14 protein-coding genes are annotated in these 15,955 nt (G+C 65.7%); 12 read left to right on the top strand and 2 right to left on the bottom strand.

All coding sequences use genetic code 11. The features are described 5' to 3' along the window. Positions 1 to 16 precede the first annotated feature (16 nt). Both JFU57_RS25825 and JFU57_RS25820 read left to right on the top strand, forming a co-directional pair. Positions 17 to 397 carry a RidA family protein gene (locus JFU57_RS25825; protein ID WP_078469041.1) on the top strand — a complete coding sequence of 127 codons (381 nt, stop codon included), beginning with the start codon at positions 17 to 19 and terminating at the stop codon, positions 395 to 397. 124 nt (positions 398 to 521) lie between these two features. Further along, positions 522 to 2,522, top strand: a complete 2,001-nt coding sequence (locus JFU57_RS25820) for a peptidase U32 family protein (protein WP_078469150.1) — start codon at positions 522 to 524, stop codon at positions 2,520 to 2,522. Between the two features lie 102 nt (positions 2,523 to 2,624). Here the strand turns inward: JFU57_RS25820 and JFU57_RS25815 are convergent, their stop codons facing one another. Beyond that, on the bottom strand, positions 2,625 to 3,656 hold the full coding sequence (locus JFU57_RS25815) for a zinc-dependent alcohol dehydrogenase (RefSeq protein ID WP_201131228.1): 1,032 nt from the start codon (positions 3,654 to 3,656) through the stop codon (positions 2,625 to 2,627). A gap of 67 nt (positions 3,657 to 3,723) precedes the next feature. Beyond that, positions 3,724 to 4,755, bottom strand: a complete 1,032-nt coding sequence (locus JFU57_RS25810; RefSeq protein ID WP_078469043.1) for an ABC transporter substrate-binding protein — start codon at positions 4,753 to 4,755, stop codon at positions 3,724 to 3,726. A 323-nt stretch (positions 4,756 to 5,078) separates the two neighbouring features. Between JFU57_RS25810 and JFU57_RS25805 the strand changes: the two genes are divergently transcribed. The 10 genes from JFU57_RS25805 (at position 5,079) to JFU57_RS25760 (ending at position 15,950) form a co-directional block, all read left to right on the top strand. Continuing rightward, on the top strand, positions 5,079 to 6,416 hold the full coding sequence (locus JFU57_RS25805; protein WP_201131227.1) for an NAD(P)/FAD-dependent oxidoreductase: 1,338 nt from the start codon (positions 5,079 to 5,081) through the stop codon (positions 6,414 to 6,416). Positions 6,417 to 6,445: 29 nt separating this feature from the next. Next, positions 6,446 to 7,876: a gamma-aminobutyraldehyde dehydrogenase gene (locus JFU57_RS25800; RefSeq protein ID WP_201132206.1), complete on the top strand. Its 1,431-nt coding sequence runs from the start codon at positions 6,446 to 6,448 to the stop codon at positions 7,874 to 7,876. A 118-nt stretch (positions 7,877 to 7,994) separates the two neighbouring features. Then, positions 7,995 to 9,026, top strand: coding sequence for an ABC transporter substrate-binding protein (locus JFU57_RS25795; RefSeq protein ID WP_201131226.1), 1,032 nt, complete (start codon positions 7,995 to 7,997; stop codon positions 9,024 to 9,026). 99 nt (positions 9,027 to 9,125) lie between these two features. Then, positions 9,126 to 10,208, top strand: a complete 1,083-nt coding sequence (locus JFU57_RS25790; RefSeq protein WP_201131225.1) for an ABC transporter ATP-binding protein — start codon at positions 9,126 to 9,128, stop codon at positions 10,206 to 10,208. Further along, the gene (locus tag JFU57_RS25785; RefSeq protein ID WP_078469048.1) at positions 10,205 to 11,092 is read left to right on the top strand and encodes an ABC transporter permease; all 888 of its coding nucleotides are present in this window, start codon (positions 10,205 to 10,207) and stop codon (positions 11,090 to 11,092) included. The genes JFU57_RS25790 and JFU57_RS25785 overlap by 4 nt, the downstream gene beginning before the upstream one ends. A 4-nt stretch (positions 11,093 to 11,096) precedes the next feature. Next, positions 11,097 to 11,915, top strand: a complete 819-nt coding sequence (locus JFU57_RS25780) for an ABC transporter permease (protein WP_020299019.1) — start codon at positions 11,097 to 11,099, stop codon at positions 11,913 to 11,915. Beyond that, complete coding sequence (locus tag JFU57_RS25775; protein WP_201131224.1) at positions 11,912 to 13,390, top strand: 2Fe-2S iron-sulfur cluster-binding protein; 1,479 nt, start codon at positions 11,912 to 11,914, stop codon at positions 13,388 to 13,390. The genes JFU57_RS25780 and JFU57_RS25775 overlap by 4 nt, the downstream gene beginning before the upstream one ends. After that, the gene (locus tag JFU57_RS25770; protein WP_242487408.1) at positions 13,387 to 14,556 is read left to right on the top strand and encodes an NAD(P)/FAD-dependent oxidoreductase; all 1,170 of its coding nucleotides are present in this window, start codon (positions 13,387 to 13,389) and stop codon (positions 14,554 to 14,556) included. Before JFU57_RS25775 ends, JFU57_RS25770 begins: the two co-directional genes overlap by 4 nt. Positions 14,557 to 14,644: 88 nt before the next feature. Next, positions 14,645 to 15,439, top strand: a complete 795-nt coding sequence (locus JFU57_RS25765) for an IclR family transcriptional regulator (protein WP_078469051.1) — start codon at positions 14,645 to 14,647, stop codon at positions 15,437 to 15,439. A gap of 151 nt (positions 15,440 to 15,590) precedes the next feature. Then, complete coding sequence (locus tag JFU57_RS25760) at positions 15,591 to 15,950, top strand: RidA family protein (protein WP_078469052.1); 360 nt, start codon at positions 15,591 to 15,593, stop codon at positions 15,948 to 15,950. The last annotated feature ends 5 nt before the right edge of the window (positions 15,951 to 15,955 follow it).

Genomic DNA, 15,955 nt, shown 5'->3' with positions numbered 1-15,955 from the left:
TGAACAAGAGCAGCCCATGGCCCACCACGACATCACCTTTATTCCCGATCCTGACGCGGACTCCATTTCCTCCGACGTTGCCGGTTTTGGCGGCCTGCTGGTCTCGACCCAGATCCCGACCCATGCCGATGGCAGCCTGGAGCTGGGGGACATCACCCGGCAAAGCGAATGCACCCTGCAAGCGTTGAAAGTCGCACTGGAGAAGGCCGGCAGCTCCATGGACCGGGTCCTGCACCTGACCATCTACCTCACCGACATGGCCGACCGCGGCGCATTCAACGAGGTTTACCAGCGTTTCTTCGCCAAGCCCTGGCCGGTGCGCGCCGCCGTTGGCGTGGCGGCATTGGCGGTCGAAGGCATGCGGGTGGAAGTCACCGCCATGGCCGCCAAGGCCTGATTCACCGAGGGTTTCGGCGGTTGCGCGCAAGGCGTGGCCGCCACCTGGCAGCACACGGGTGCCGGTCGCGCATTTGGCCGCTACAATGCACGCCTCGACCGTGACCAGCCTGACTAAAAAAATTATGTCCCTGCCTAAACATCACCTGGAATTGCTCAGCCCCGCCCGTGACGTGGCCATTGCTCGCGAGGCCATCCTGCATGGCGCCGACGCCGTGTACATCGGCGGCCCCAGCTTTGGCGCACGGCACAACGCCTGCAACGAAGTGAGCGATATCGCCCAGTTGGTGGAGTTCGCCCGGCGCTACCATGCCCGGGTGTTCACCACCATCAACACCATCCTCCACGACAACGAGCTGGAGCCGGCGCGCAAGCTGATCCACCAACTGTACGATGCCGGCGTCGATGCGCTGATCGTCCAGGACCTGGGGGTGATGGAGCTGGACATTCCGCCGATCGAGCTGCACGCCAGCACCCAGACCGATATCCGCACCCTGGCCCGGGCCAAGTTCCTCGACCAGGCCGGCTTCTCGCAACTGGTGCTGGCCCGCGAACTGAACCTGCAAGAGATCCGCGCCATCGCCGACGAGACCGACGCGGCCATCGAGTTCTTCATTCACGGTGCCTTGTGCGTGGCCTTTTCCGGGCAGTGCAACATCTCCCACGCGCAGAACGGCCGCAGCGCCAACCGTGGCGACTGCTCCCAGGCCTGCCGCCTGCCGTACACCCTCAAGGATGAGCAGGGCGGGGTCATCGCCTACGAGAAACACCTGCTGTCGATGAAGGACAACAACCAGAGCGCCAACATCCGCGCCCTGGTGGAGGCCGGCGTGCGTTCGTTCAAGATCGAAGGCCGCTACAAGGACATGGGCTACGTGAAGAACATCACCGCCTATTACCGCCAGCGCCTGGACGCCGTGCTCGAAGACCGCCCGGACCTGGCCCGGGCCTCCAGCGGGCGCACCGCGCACTTCTTCGTGCCCGACCCGGACAAGACCTTCCACCGTGGCAGCACCGACTACTTCGTCAGCGAGCGCAAGATCGACATCGGCGCCTTCGACTCGCCGACCTTCACCGGCCTGCTGGTGGGCGTGGTGGAAAAAGTCGGCAAGCGTGACTTGCAGGTGGTGACCCGCGAGCCATTGTCCAACGGCGACGGCCTCAATGTGCAGGTCAAGCGCGAGGTGGTGGGCTTTCGCGCCAACATCGCCGAAGCCAAGGGCGAATTCGAGGAAGACGGCGAGAAACGCTACCGCTATCGCGTCGAACCCAATGAGATGCCCGAAGGCCTGCACCGCCTGCGGCCCTTGCATCCCCTGAGCCGCAACCTGGACCACAACTGGCAGCAGGCGTTGGTCAAGACTTCCGCCGAGCGTCGGGTAGGCCTGGCCTGGACGGTGCAGTTGCGCGAAGAGCGCCTGGAACTGAGCGCCACCAGCGAGGAAGGTGTCAGCGCCAGCGTGGTGCTGGATGGCCCGTTCGGCGTGGCCAACAAGCCGGAGCAGGCCCTGGAACAACTGCAGGACCTGCTGGGCCAGCTGGGCACCACCCAATATCACGCCACCGGGATCAAGCTGGATGCGCCCCAGGCGTTCTTCATTCCCAACTCCCAGCTCAAGGCCCTGCGCCGGGAAGTCATCGAAGCCCTGACCGCCGCGCGGATCGAGGCTCACCCACGGGGTAGCCGCAAAGCCGAGACCAGCCCGCCACCGGTGTACCCGGAAGCGCATCTGTCGTTCCTGGCCAACGTCTACAACCAGAAGGCCCGCGACTTCTACCACCGTCACGGGGTGAAGTTGATCGACGCCGCCTTCGAGGCCCACCAGGAAACTGGCGAAGTGCCGGTGATGATCACCAAGCACTGCCTGCGTTTCTCCTTCAACCTGTGCCCGAAACAAGCCAAGGGTGTGACCGGGGTGCGGACCAAGGTCGCGCCGATGCAATTGGTGCACGGCGATGAAGTGCTGACCCTGAAGTTCGATTGCAAGCCGTGCGAAATGCACGTGATCGGCAAGATCAAGGGCCACATCCTCGGCCTGCCGTTGCCGGGCAGCGTCAACGAGCAAGTGGTCGGCCATATCAGCCCCCAGGACCTGCTCAAGACCATCCCCCGCGCACCGCACTGAGTGCCTGCCGGGCGCGCCGCAATGGCGCGTCCGGCCGCCGAAAAAAAACGCCGTTTGCTCACTCGGGGCAAACGGCGTTTTGCGTTGGGGGGAGGGTGGTGTTCAGGCGATTTTCAGCACCGTGCGCCCCACCAGTTGCCCTTTGCGCATGCGCTCGAATATCTGGTTGATTGCCTCCAGCGGCTCGGTGACGATCTGCGCCGTGACCTGGCCCCGGGCGGCGAAGGCCACCGCTTCGTTGAGGTCCTGGCGGGTACCGATGTTGGAGCCGGTGATGGTCAGTTCCCAGCCGCTGATGGCCGAGATCGAGGCGCGCACGGTGTCGGCGTCGCCCCCGGGCAAGCCGATGAAGACGGCGGTGCCGCCCGGGCGCAGCATGCCCACGGCCTGTTCGAAGGCGGCGTTGGCCACTGCCGTGACCAGGGCCGCGTGGACCCCGCCGAGTTGCTCCTTGATCGCTTGCACCGGCTCTTCCCGGGCGTTGATCAGGCGGTCGGCGCCCAGGCCGCGGGCCAGTTCCAGTTTGTCGGCCGAGACGTCCACCGCCACCACGCGAAAGCCCATGGCCTTGGCGTATTGCACCGCCACGTGCCCCAGGCCGCCAATGCCGAGCACCGCCACCCATTGCCCGGGACGGGCCCTGGAGCGCATCAGCCCGCGATACGTGGTGACCCCGGCGCACAGAATCGGCGCCATGGCATACAGGTCCACGCCGTCAGGAATCCGCGCGACAAACGCCGCTGGCGCCAGCATGTATTCGGCGTAGCCGCCGGGTTGGCTGTAGCCGGTGGATTCGCGGTGGGCGCAGATGGTTTCCATGCCCGCCAGGCAGTACTCGCAGGTGCCGCAGGCGCTGTACATCCACGGTACGCCCACCGCTTCGCCAATCGCCGGTTGCTGCACGCCTTCGCCCTGAGCCACCACGTGCCCGGTGATCTCGTGGCCGGGTATCAACGGCAGCAGGGGCAGCTCAGACCAGTCGCCGTCGATGGCGTGCAGGTCGCTGTGGCACACGCCGCAGGCGACCACCTTGATCAGCACTTCACCGCGCCCGGGTACTGGAATCGGCACCTGCTCGATGCTCAACGCTTCGCCGACACGGTGCAGTACGGCGGCCTTCATGGTGTTGCTCATGGTGTTCCCCTGTGTTTCAAGGGCAGCCCGCCTGGGCTGCCGGATCGTTCGAGAGTGGAGGGCGGGCTTACTGGGCGACGAACAGGGCAAAACGCTTCTGCATGGCGTCCTGGTTATCGACCCACCAGTCGGGGTTGACCATCACCACGCGCGAGGCGTTCTGCGGCGAGGTCGGCAGGCGCTTGGACAGCTCTTCGCTGATCAGCCCCGTCTGGTAGGCATGGCTGTTGACCGGCGCGTAAGGAATAAAGGTCGCGAGCATGGCCTGGCTTTTCGCGCTCATGATCTGGTTGATCACCTGCATCGCCAGGGCCTTGTTCGGCGCGCCCTTGGGCACGATCAGGCAGTCGTGGCTGAGCAGGGCGCCGTCGAAGCTGTAGTCGACATTGGCGTCGTCATGCTTGACGTCGTTGACCCGGCCATTCCAGATCGCCAGGAAATCCACCTCGCGGCTGCGCAGCAATTGCGCGGAATCGGCGCCCGCGCTCCACCAGTTGGCGACTTGCGGCTTGATCCGCTCCAGGGCGCGGAACGCCCGCTCCACATCCAGCGGGTAGAGCTTGTCCGGGGCCACGCCATCGCCCAGCAGTGCGGCTTCCATGGTCAGCCAGGGTTGCCGGTACAGGGCGCGGGCGCCTTTTACCGAAGGGTCGAAGAACTGGTTCCAGGTTTTCGCCACCGGCTTGCCAGTGTCATTGGCCCAGGCCACCACCGTGGCGTAGGCGTGGGTGCCGATCCAGTTCTGGCCGACCACGTTTTTATCCACGCCATCGGTGCCGATCACGCTGTAGTCCAGGGGTTCGGACAGGCCTTCGCGCTGGGCCTGGGCGCATTCCATGCTGCCCAGTTCGACGATGTCCCACTTGGGTTTGCCCGACAGCACCTGGGCGCGCACGGCGGCCAGGCCATCCATGCTGTCTTCCTTGATGGTGATGCCCAGGGCCTCGGCGGCCGGTTGCAGGTAGGCCTTGCGCTCGGCGTCCTGCAGGGCACCGCCCCAACCGGAGAAGGTCAGGGTGGCGGCGCCGGCGCTCAGGTGCGCGCTCAACAGCAGGCAGCCGGCGATGCAGCGGGGAAGGGAAAGAGGGGACCGTTTCATATCGATTTTCCTATGAGGTGCGTTTCGGGCAGCCGTCAGCCCAGATACAGGGGTGGTTGGCAGGCTGGCACAAGGTGGCGAAACGTAAATTTATTATTGTTCAGGCGTCATCGAGGTCGCTGATTCGCTGTTAAATATCGCATTGCGATAATTAAAAATCGAATAAAGTCAAGTCTTATGGTTATTTGATTGCCTGTCAATGCGATTTTCGAAATCGACAGCGGGGAAAATTGTTAGAAATAATCGTTGACCGATATCGACATTCGCTTCTAGTCTGTTAAAAACCGATTAGTTGATATCGCACAGCGATAATGCGAGGCCAGATGTACGATCCATTGGTGCATTCCCATCCCGGCACGGGCGAAGCTCACTCCGCTTCCTATTGGGTCGATACCGCCGGCCAGGCGCCGGCGGATGACGGCCCGGTCACCGGGCCGCTGGACGTCGACGTGGTGGTGATCGGCGCCGGCTATACCGGCCTCAGCTGTGCCCTGCACCTGGCCCGGGATCACGGCGCCCAGGTGCTGGTGCTGGAAGCCAACACCACGGCCTGGGGCTGCAGCGGGCGCAATGGCAGTTTTGCGCGGATATCCGGCGGCCGAGTGCCCCTGGCGGAATTGATCGGCCGCTACGGCAAGGACACCGCCCGGGCCTACTTCGGCGAAATGCAGGCGGGCCTGGCCACGGTCAAGCGTCTGATCGCCGAGGGCGGGATCGAGTGCGACGTGCAGCCCGACGGGGTGTACAAAGTGGCGACCAAGGCCGCCCACACCGAAAGCCTCAAGCGCGAGGCCGGGCTGTACAACGAGGTGCTGGGTTACCCCGCGCATTTTGTCGGGGCCGAGCAATTGCAGGGCGCCCATGCCGGGGCCGAATCCTTTGGTGCGCTGCGCATGCCCGACGGCTTTGCCATGCACCCGTTGAAACTGGCCTGGGGCGTGCAACGCATGGCCCGCGCCGCCGGGGCCAGGGTTCACGTGGCGTCGCCGGTGACCGGCTGGAGCAGTGACGCCAAGGGCCACCTGCTGGTGACCCCGGGCGGTGTGGTGCGGGCCCGCAAAGTAGTGGTGGCGACCAACGGCTACACCTCGTCGGACCTGCATCCGCAACTGGCCGGCCGGGTACTGCCGGTGCATTCGCAGATCATCGTCACCGCGCCGTTATCCGCCGAGCAGGTGCGCAACAGTCTGCCGTCCACTGACTGCATGTTCGATACGCGCAACCTGTTGTTCTACTACCGCCGCCTGCCGGACAACCGCCTGCTGTTTGGCGGGCGCAGCGCCGTGACCGGGCGCGAGGCCGAGAACCCGGTGCACCGTCAGTTCCTCCTCGACTCCCTGCGGCGCAAGTTCCCGGTGCTCGGCCAGGTGCCAGTGGACTACGGCTGGGGCGGCTGGGTCGCGGTGAGCCAGAACTCGCTGCCCTACATCTATCAGGTGCCGGGCCTGGACCAAGTGTTCAGCGCCGGTGGTTATGCCGGCAGCGGCGTGTCGTTTTCGCTGCACGCCGGCCAGCGCCTGGCGGACATGGTGATGGGCACCGGCCTGCCGAGTGCCGCGAGCTTCCTGCACCAGGTGCCGCAACGCTTTCCCTTCCAGCCGTTCCTGCGCCTGGGCCAACGCCTGGCCTACAGCTGGTATCGCTTTCAAGACGCCCGCTGAGGCGGGTCATTTTTCTGGAGCTTGTCATGATCTACCGTGAGTTTTTGATTGATGGTCAGTTGGTCCCGGGCCTGGGTGCCGAAGAGCGGGTAATCGCCCCGGCCGATGAGCGCCAACTGGCCGTCATTGCCGAAGCCACTCCGGCACAGCTGGACCAGGCCGTGGACGCCGCCGAACGGGCCTTTCCGGCCTGGGCCGCGACCCCGCCGCGCCAGCGTGCCGCGCTGCTGCTCAAGCTGGCCGATGCCATCGAGCGCCACGCCGAGGCCCTAGGCACCCTGGAAAGCCAGAACTGCGGCAAGCCGCTGCAAAAAGCCATTGGCCATGAAATGCCGGCGGTGGCCGATGTGTTCCGTTTCTTTGCCGGGGCCAGCCGCTGCCTGTCGGGCAGTGCCGCCGGGGAGTATGTGGCGGGGCGCACCAGCATGATCCGTCGCGATCCGCTGGGGGTGGTCGGGTTGATCGCACCCTGGAACTACCCGCTGCTGATGGCCGCCTGGAAACTCGCGCCGGCCCTGGCCGCCGGCAATACCCTGGTGTTCAAGCCATCGGAACTGACGCCCCTGAGTGCTCTGTACCTGGCCCGGTTGTGCGCCGAGATCTTCCCGCGCGGGGTGGTCAATATCCTTTCCGGGCGCGGCGCCAGCCTGGGCGAGCAGCTGTCGAGCCACCCGAAGATCCGCATGGTCTCGGTCACCGGCGATATCGCCACCGGGCAGGCAGTGGTGCGGGCGGCGGCGAGCAACTTGAAACGCACCCACCTGGAACTGGGGGGCAAGGCGCCGGTGCTGGTGTTTGCCGATGCCGACATCGACGCTGCGGTGAACATGTTGCGCACCGGCGGCTATTACAACGCCGGCCAGGACTGCACGGCTGCCTGCCGGGTGTATGTGGACGATGCAATCCATGACCGCTTTGTCGAAGCCCTGAGCGCGAACATTGCCACGCTCAAGACCGGTGCCCCCACCGACCCGAGCAGCGATTTCGGGCCCTTGATCAGCCGCCGCCAGCAACAGCGGGTAGCCGGCTTCGTCGAGCGTGCCCGTGGGCTGGCCCATGCCGAAGTGCTGGTGGGCGGCGCGGTGGTGGATGGCCCCGGATTCTTCTACGCCCCCACCCTGATTGCCGGAGTGCGCCACGAAGATGAAATCGTGCAGAAGGAAGTCTTCGGCCCGGTGGTCAGCGTCACCCGCTTCGACGACGAACAGCAAGTCATGGCCTGGGCCAATCAGAGCGAGTACGGTCTCTCGGCCTCGGTCTGGACCCGCGACGTGAAGCGTGCGCTGCGCACCTCCAGCCAATTGCAGTACGGTTGCGTGTGGGTCAACGATCACATGACCCTGGCCACGGAAATGCCCCACGGCGGCCAGCGCCAATCCGGCTACGGCAAGGACCTCAGCGTCTATGGCCTGGAGGACTACACCTGCGTGCGGCATGTGATGCTGAATTTCAACGATTGAATACCCGCGACACCGGCGATACCCAGAATAAAAATCAGGATCGAGTTCGATTGGAGGGCAGGACGCCCGCGTTTCAGCTGTTGCCTGTCCTTTGACAACGACCCAGGGAATACACCCAATGCAGATCACCGCCAGCACCAGAACCATCAGCGCCTTGACCCTCTCACTGCTGTGCATCGGCGCCGCCCAGGCCGCCCCGAGCATCACCTTCGCGGGCTGGGGAGGGGCCCTGCAGGATGCCGAGCGCAAGGCCTACCTGGAACCCGCGGCCAAGGCCCTGGGCGTGACCATCAAGGAAGACAACATGGATGGCCTGGCCGCCGTGCGTGCCCAGGTGCTGTCCGGTAAGCCGCAGTGGGATGTGGTGGAACTGGCCTCCAACGATTGCGTGCTGGCCGAGCGCCAGGGCCTGACCGAACCCCTGGATTTCTCGGTGATCGACACCTCGGGCGTGGCCAAGGGGCTGTACGGCAAGAACTGGATCGCCAGCAATGCCTATTCCACGGTCATGGCCTGGGCCACCGACACCGGCAAGGCGGTGCCCAAGAACTGGAAAGAGTTCTTCGATCCCGATTTCAAGGGCGCGCGCTCGCTGTACCGACAACCGTTCACCACCCTGGAACTGGCGCTGATGGCCGATGGCGTGGCGCCGAAAAACCTCTACCCGCTGGACGTCGAGCGGGCGTTCAAGGTGCTGGAGAGGATCAAGCCGCAAGTGGTGAACTGGTGGCGCAGCGGCAGCGATTCGGCACAGTTGCTGCGCAGCCGTGAAGTGGACTTCCTGTCGATCTGGGCTTCGCGGGTCAATGAGCTGAAACAGGGCGGCGAAGCGGTCGACTACACCTACGACCAGGCGCTGCTGGACTACGATTGCGTGGTGGTGCCCAAGGGCGCGCCAAACAAGGAACTGGCGATGAAGCTGATCGGCCAGATCATGTCCGCAGAGAGCCAGGCACGGCTGGTGATGCTGATCCCCAACCCGCCGATCAACAGCAAGGCCTACGACACCGGGATCATTCCTGCGCAGATGGCGGCCACGCTGCCCACCGCGCCGGCCAACATCGACAAGGTGGCGATGTTCGACCCGGTCTGGTGGGTGGACAACCAGGCCGAGCTGCAACGCCGCTTCGACCTGTTTATCCAGAACTGATTCATGCTCGACTCCCCGCTGGCCCAGGCCGCCGGGGAGGTTGCGGGCCGCGTGGTTGGCGGCCCTGAAGTTGAGCCTTTACCTTGCGCTGAGTTGACTATGTCCCAAGAAAAAAGCCAGTCGATCGCCATCGACATCGAGCGATTGACCAAGACCTACGGTGCCTTCGCCGCCCTGGACGATGTGTCGTTGAACATCCGCAGTGGCGAGTTCATCTCCCTGCTGGGTTCGTCCGGTTCGGGCAAGACCACCTTGCTCATGGCCCTGGCCGGGTTCGTCCAGCCCGACAGCGGCAGCATTCGCTTCGGTGGCCGCGAGATGGTCTTCGAACCGCCGCACAAGCGCGACGTGGGGATGATGTTCCAGAACTACGCGCTGTTTCCCCATATGAACGTGTTCCAGAACGTGGCCTATCCGCTCAAGCTGCGGGGCTACAAGCGCGAGGACATCCGCCGTCGGGTGCACGAAGCCCTGGCCACGGTGGAGCTCGATCACCTGGTGGAGCGGCGCATCGATGAAATGTCGGGTGGCCAACGCCAGCGCATCGCCCTGGCGCGGGCGATTGTCTTTGAACCGAAGATCCTGCTGATGGACGAACCGCTGTCGGCCCTGGACAAGCGCCTGCGGGAAACCATGCAACTGGAGATCCGCCGTCTGCACGAGCGCCTGGGCATGACCGTGGTCTATGTGACCCACGACCAGCGCGAAGCCCTGACCCTGTCCGATCGCATCGCGGTGATGACCAAGGGCCGCATCCAGCAGATCGACACCCCGCAAAACCTCTACGAGCGCCCGGCCAACCGCTTTATCGCCGAGTTTGTCGGCGAGTCCTCATGCCTGCCGGTGCAGGTCCGCGATGGCGGGGTGTGGCTTGGCGAATCGCAGTTGCAATGCACGCCGCCCGCTGGCCCACTGCTTAACCCGAACCTGGTGGTGCGCCCGGAAAAACTGCAATTTATCGGCGCCGACACGCCGGGTTTCAACGGCTTGCAAGGCCAGGTCCGCGATGTGATCTACCAGGGCGACAGCCAACTGATCCAGATCACCCTGGAGCAGGGCGCCGAAGTCTCGATCCGCCGCCCGACCCGCAGTTCCGAGGTCGAGCGCTTGCCGCAGCGTGGTGAACAGGTACGCCTGGGCCTGCACCCGATGGACACCCTGGTGGTGGGGGACGCGCCATGAACCTGGCCCTCAACCCTGGCGAGGCCCCCCATCGCCAGCAATTGCAACGCGCCGGCCGCCGCCATGGCTGGTGGCTGCTGAGCCCGGGGCTACCGGCCTTGCTGTTGGTGCTGGTGACCTTTGTGCTGCCGATCGGCTGGCTGTTTGGCCTGTCGCTGTTCGACGCCGAGGGTCAGTGGACCACCGAGAACTATAGCCGCCTGCTGCAGCCGATCTACACCCTGGCCTTCAGCCAGACATTCAGCGTGAGTTTTATCGTCACCGCGATCTGCGTGGTGATCGGCTACCCCTACGCCTATTGCATGGTCCACGGCCCGCGCCTGCTGGCCAACCTGGCCATGGCCTTGCTCCTGGTGTCGCTGTGGACCTCCTTGCTGGTGCGCACCTACGCCTGGCTGGTGATCCTGCAACGCCGTGGCCTGGTCAACGAAATGCTGCTCGGCCTGGGCCTGGTGGACACGCCCCTGGCCCTGGTGCACAACCTCACCGGCACGGTGATCGGCATGACCCACATCATGCTGCCGTACATGATCCTGCCGCTGTATGCGGCGATGAAGAGCATCAACCCGATCTACCAGCAGGCCGCCGCCACCTTCGGCGCTTCGCCGGCGCGGGCCTTTCGTGATGTGTTCCTGCCGTTGTCGCTGCCGGGGCTGACCGCTGGCGCGACCCTGGTGTTCGTCCTCAGCCTGGGCTTCTACGTGACCCCGGCACTGCTCGGCGGCGGCAAGGTGCAGATGCTGTCGATGCGCATCGAAAGCGACGTGTCGATGTACGCCAACTGGGGCGCGGCCTCGTCCCTGGGGGTGATTCTGTTGTTGGCGACCCTGGCCCTGATGTACCTGGTCAAGAAGGTCGCCGGCCTTCGTCAGCGGAGTGAGTGAAGCCATGTCCCGTCTATCCCGAAACCTGGTCCGCGAGGCCAAGCGCAGCTGGCTCTACCTGTTCATGCTGCTGGCGATGGTGTTTTTGATTGCGCCGACCCTGATCGTGCTGCCGATGTCGCTGTCGGATGCGCGCTACCTGAGCTTCCCGCCCAAGTCCCTGGGCTGGCAGTCGTACCTCAATTACTTCGGCTCCCTTGAGTGGCAGAGTGCGACGCGGATCTCGCTGTTCACCGCGACCCTGACCATGCTCATCGCCACCAGCCTCGGCACGGCGGCGGCCTATGCCCTGCATGTCAGTGGCAAGCGCTTCACCGCGCTGCTGCGCGGGCTGATGTTGGCACCGATGATCGTGCCGGTGATCTTCACCGCCATCGGCCTGTTCTTCGTCTATGCGCGGCTGGAGCTGAACAACACCCTGTTCGGCCTGGTGCTGGCCCATACCCTGGTGGCCTTGCCCTACGTGATCATCAACGTCGAGGCCGGGCTGCGTTCCTATGACATGACCCAGGAACACGCGGCGTGCATCCTCGGCGCCACCAGGCTGCGGGCGTTCTTTGACGTGACCCTGCCGCAGATCCGTTTTTCGGTGATCGGCGCGGCGATGTTCGCCTTTGCCGTGTCCCTGGATGAGGCGGTGATTTCGCTGTTTATCAGCGGCGGCGACACCTCGACCCTGACCCGCAAGATGTTCAGTTCGCTGCGTTCGGAAATCGACCCGGTGATCGCGGTGGTGGCGACGCTGATGACCCTGCTCTCGATCATCATGCTGGCCATCAGCCTCACGGCCCAGAGCCGGGCCAAGAAGAGGGCGCAGCCATGAGCCGGCCGTGTCCGCGCCTGGCCCACGGTGCGCAGCAGGCGGTGGAGTTTTTCTGGAACGGTCACGCTCTGCAGGGCCGGCCGGGTGAGCACCTGGCCGCGGCCTTGCTGGCCAACGGCGTTCGCACCCTGGCCTGGACCCGCAAGTCGCACCGGCCCATGGGCCTGTCGGGCAGTTACGTGAATGGCGTGCTGGCGCGGGTCGATGGCGTGCCCAATGTGCGCCTGGATCAGGTCCGGGTGCGCGCCGGGCTGCGGGCCGAGATGCAGAATTGCTGGCCCAGCCCCGGCTTCGACCTGTTGCGACTGGCGCGCTGGATCCCGTCGGGCTGGATCCAGGGCGGCTTCGAGCACAGCAACCTGATCCCCAGTGGCAACCGGCTGTTTCAGGTGTGGGAAGCCCTGCTCGCGTTCCTGGCCGGCGTAGCCCGGCCGGCAGACCGTGCGCGCCTGGCGGGCCAGATATTGCCCCAGGGGCGGGCCCTGAGCTGCGAGGTGCTGGTGATTGGCGCCGGCCCTGCCGGGTGCGCGGCGGCCAATGCGGCGGCCGAGCAGGGGCGGGATGTGTTGCTGGTGTCCCGTGGCCCTGGTCCTGGGCGCGGGTTGCAGGCGGCCGGGCAGCGGGTGCCCGAGGTGGTGGCGGCGGTGCGCACCCTGTACGGGGTCGAGGTGTTTGGCGCCTATCGCGACGGCGACTTGTTGTTGGCCGCGCCCCAGGACCCGAGCCAGGGTGCCGTGGCCCTGAGTGCCGGCGAGGTGCTGCTGGCCACCGGCAGCCGCAGTTGTCCGCCGTTGGTGCCGGGGGCCTGGCTACCGGGGGTGATGGACGCCCGCTGCGCCCTGGCCCTGGCCCATGAGTGCGCAGTGGCACCAGGGCGCGCGGTAGTGGTCGCCGGCACCGGCCAGGAAACCCAGGTCGCCGAACGCCTGCGTCAGCTCGGGGTGACGGTGGTGGCGGTCAAGAGCCTGGAGGGCTTGTGTTGCATCAAGGGCCGGCATGCGGTGGAGAGCGTCATGTTCGAGCAGCCGATTGTCTGTGATGCCCTGGTGCACGTCGGCCCCTGGTTGCAGGAGGCCAGCCTGGAATTTCAGAGCGCGGCCCACGGCCTGGGCCAGTTGCGCAGCGGCAACAGTCGCTTCCAGCGCATCGGCCGCGCGGCGCGGGCCGACCAGGTATTGCCGGTCAGTGATCTTGAGCCGCTGCTGCTGTGCCCCTGCATGGACGTGTCAGGCAAGGAGGTCGCGGCGCTGATCGATGAGGGCATCGTCGACCTGGAAGTGATCAAGCGCCTGACCTCCTGCGGCATGGGCCCGTGCCAGGGACAGCCGTGCTGGGATGCCTTGCGCGCCTTTGTCAGCGCCCGCAGCGGTCTGCCGTTGCAGGCCCTGGCCCGACCGACCCTGCGCCCACCCAGGCGCAGCCTGACCGTGGCCCAGGCGGCGGGGCTGGTGGATGTGGTGGAGCCTTTGCAATGACGGAATCAAGCAAGCTGCCGCGCCAGGCGTCGGTGGTGATTGTCGGCGGCGGCATCCAGGGCCTGGCCCTGGCGTTCAACCTGGCCGAGCTCAAGGTGCGCGACATCCTGGTGCTCGACGCCGGCTACTGGCAGGGCGGGGCTTCCGGGCGCAACGGCACGCTGATCCGCGGAGCCTTCAGTTCGCCGGAATGGACGCGCTTTTTCGCCCACTCCAACTGCCTGTGGCTGGGGCTGTCCAAGCGCCTGGGGCAGAACGTGATGTTCTCCCGCCGCGGCTACACCATGGTCGGCGAGCGCGAGGCCACTGCCCAGTTGCTGCAGCGCACGCTGCAGGTCCACCGTGACTGCGGCATCGACTCGGAAATGCTCAGCCCCGGGCGCTTGCGCAAGGTTCTGCCGGCCCTGGCCCATGAACGGGTCAGCGCCGCGTTGCACCTGCCCGACAGCGGGGTGGCGCCGCATCATGCGGCGATGCACGGCTACCTCAAGGCCTGTCAGGCCCGGGGAGTGGATGTGCGCTATCGCACCGAAGTCAGCGCCATCGACCGTCGCGACGGCCAGGTGGAAGGGGTGTGGGTCGGCCAGCAGCGGATTGCCTGCGACACCCTGGTCCTGGCCGGCGGCGCCCAGAGCAATGCCTTGGCGGACATGGCCGGGGTGCCGCTGGAAGGCTACCCGATGCGCCTGGAGGCCATGGCCCTGGAGCCGACCCGGGCCCTGATCGGCCCGGCGGTGGCCTTGCTCGACCGCCTTTGCTACATGCACCAGACCGCCCGTGGCGAAGTGGTGGGCGGCGCCGAAGTGGCCGAGCGCCCGCAAGTCAGCCTCGGCGCCGACGTGCCGGTGATGGCCGCCACGGCCAAGGCCTACGCCGAAATGTTCCCGCAACTGGGGGCGGCGCGGATCCTGCGCCAATGGGCCGGGCTGGTGCATATCTCCAAGGACTTCGGGCCGCTGCTCGGCGCCCACCCCCACCTGGGCGGGCTGCACCTGAGCGCCGGCTGGTGTTATGGCCATGCCGGCGCGCCGGCCGCTGGCGAGTTGCTGGCCAGGGCGCTGGTCACCGGGGTGGTGGACGAGCGCATGCAGCCGTTCGCGGTCGACCGTTTTCAACGCAATTGCCCAGTGCTCGAACCGGGAATTGTCCTGAGCCACTTCGAATGAACGCGGGCAGCCAGTATCCTGCACACTGTCCGGCTTTTAGCCGCGCCCCAGACGCGGCAGTCACACTCAATCAAGGATTTGTTGCCTGATGACCACACCTGAAGAATCCCCGCTGTTTGTCACTGCGCTGTCCAAGGGGCTGGCCATTATCGCGATCTTCCGCGCCGGGCAGCCGAGCATGAGCCCGGCGGAAATCGCCGAGGCCACCGGGCTCAACAAGAGCACGGTGCAACGCTCCTTGTTCACCCTCGAGGCCCTGGGCTACCTGTGCAAGGAGCCGGACACCAAGCGCTACCGGCTGACCCCCATGTCCCTGGACCTGGGCACCGGATACTTGCAGACCAGCGACCTGATCGAGCGCGCCAACCCGTACCTGCATGAACTCAACCGCGATATCGAAGAGAGCTGCAACCTGCTGGAGCCCTGCGGCCTGGACATGCTCTACGTGGCGCGCTTCCCCAGCCACAAGCAGATCTCGCTGCATATTCCCCTGGGCCGGCGCCTGCCGATGTACTGCACGGCGGCGGGGCGCGCCTACCTGTCGGCGCTGCCGGCGGCGGAGTCCGGTGCGATCCTCGAACAGTCCAACCGCCAGGCCTACACCGCCAACACCGTGACCGACCTCGGGCAACTGCAGGCGGTGATCGAGCAGGCACGCACTGAAGGTTATGCCTACGCCAACGAGGAGTACTACGCCGGTGATATCAGCGTCGCGGCAGCGGTGGTGAATGCCGCCGGCTACCCCTTGGGGTCGGTCAACGTGGCGGTGCCGTTCAGCCGCTGGAACCTCGAGGACGCCCGGCGCGAACTGGCACCCAAGGTGATCAATGCCGCCCGTGCCATTTCCAGTGCGGCCCGCAGCCTGCGGCGCATGCCTGGCTGATTGACGGCCGCCCGCCGGGGTGGCCGCTGCCTGAACCTGTGAACTGAACCTGCCCGACGGCGATTGATCGCCGTCACGGGTTTCGTTCGCCCGCGATTTCTTGAAACCGGTCGAATACCTCGGCCGCACCGACCCCTGAAGAGAGGCCAGCATGACCATCAAACGCTACCAGCCCAACGGCAAACGCCTGAGCCACGCCGTGGAATACAACGGCATCGTCTACGTCACCGGCCAGGTCGCCGCCGACCGCAGCCAGGATGTCCAGGGCCAGACCCGCCAGGTATTGGCCCGCATCGACGAACTGCTGGCCGAAGCCGGCAGCGACAAGAGCCGCATCCTGTTCGCCCAGGTCTGGCTCAAGCACGCGGTGCAGGACTTCGCCCAGATGAACGCCGCCTGGGATGCCTGGGTACCGGAAGACGCACTGCCGGCCAGGGCCACCGTGGAATCGAGCCTGGCGGCCGAGAACATCCTGGTCGAGATCGCCGTCCAGGCGGCCCTCAGCCATTAATTTTC

The sequence above is a fragment of the Pseudomonas sp. TH07 genome, assembly GCF_016651285.1.
Classification (GTDB): Bacteria; Pseudomonadota; Gammaproteobacteria; order Pseudomonadales; family Pseudomonadaceae; genus Aquipseudomonas.
The sequence above is the reverse complement of the archived record's forward strand: the minus strand, read 5'-3'. Positions and strand labels throughout refer to the sequence as shown.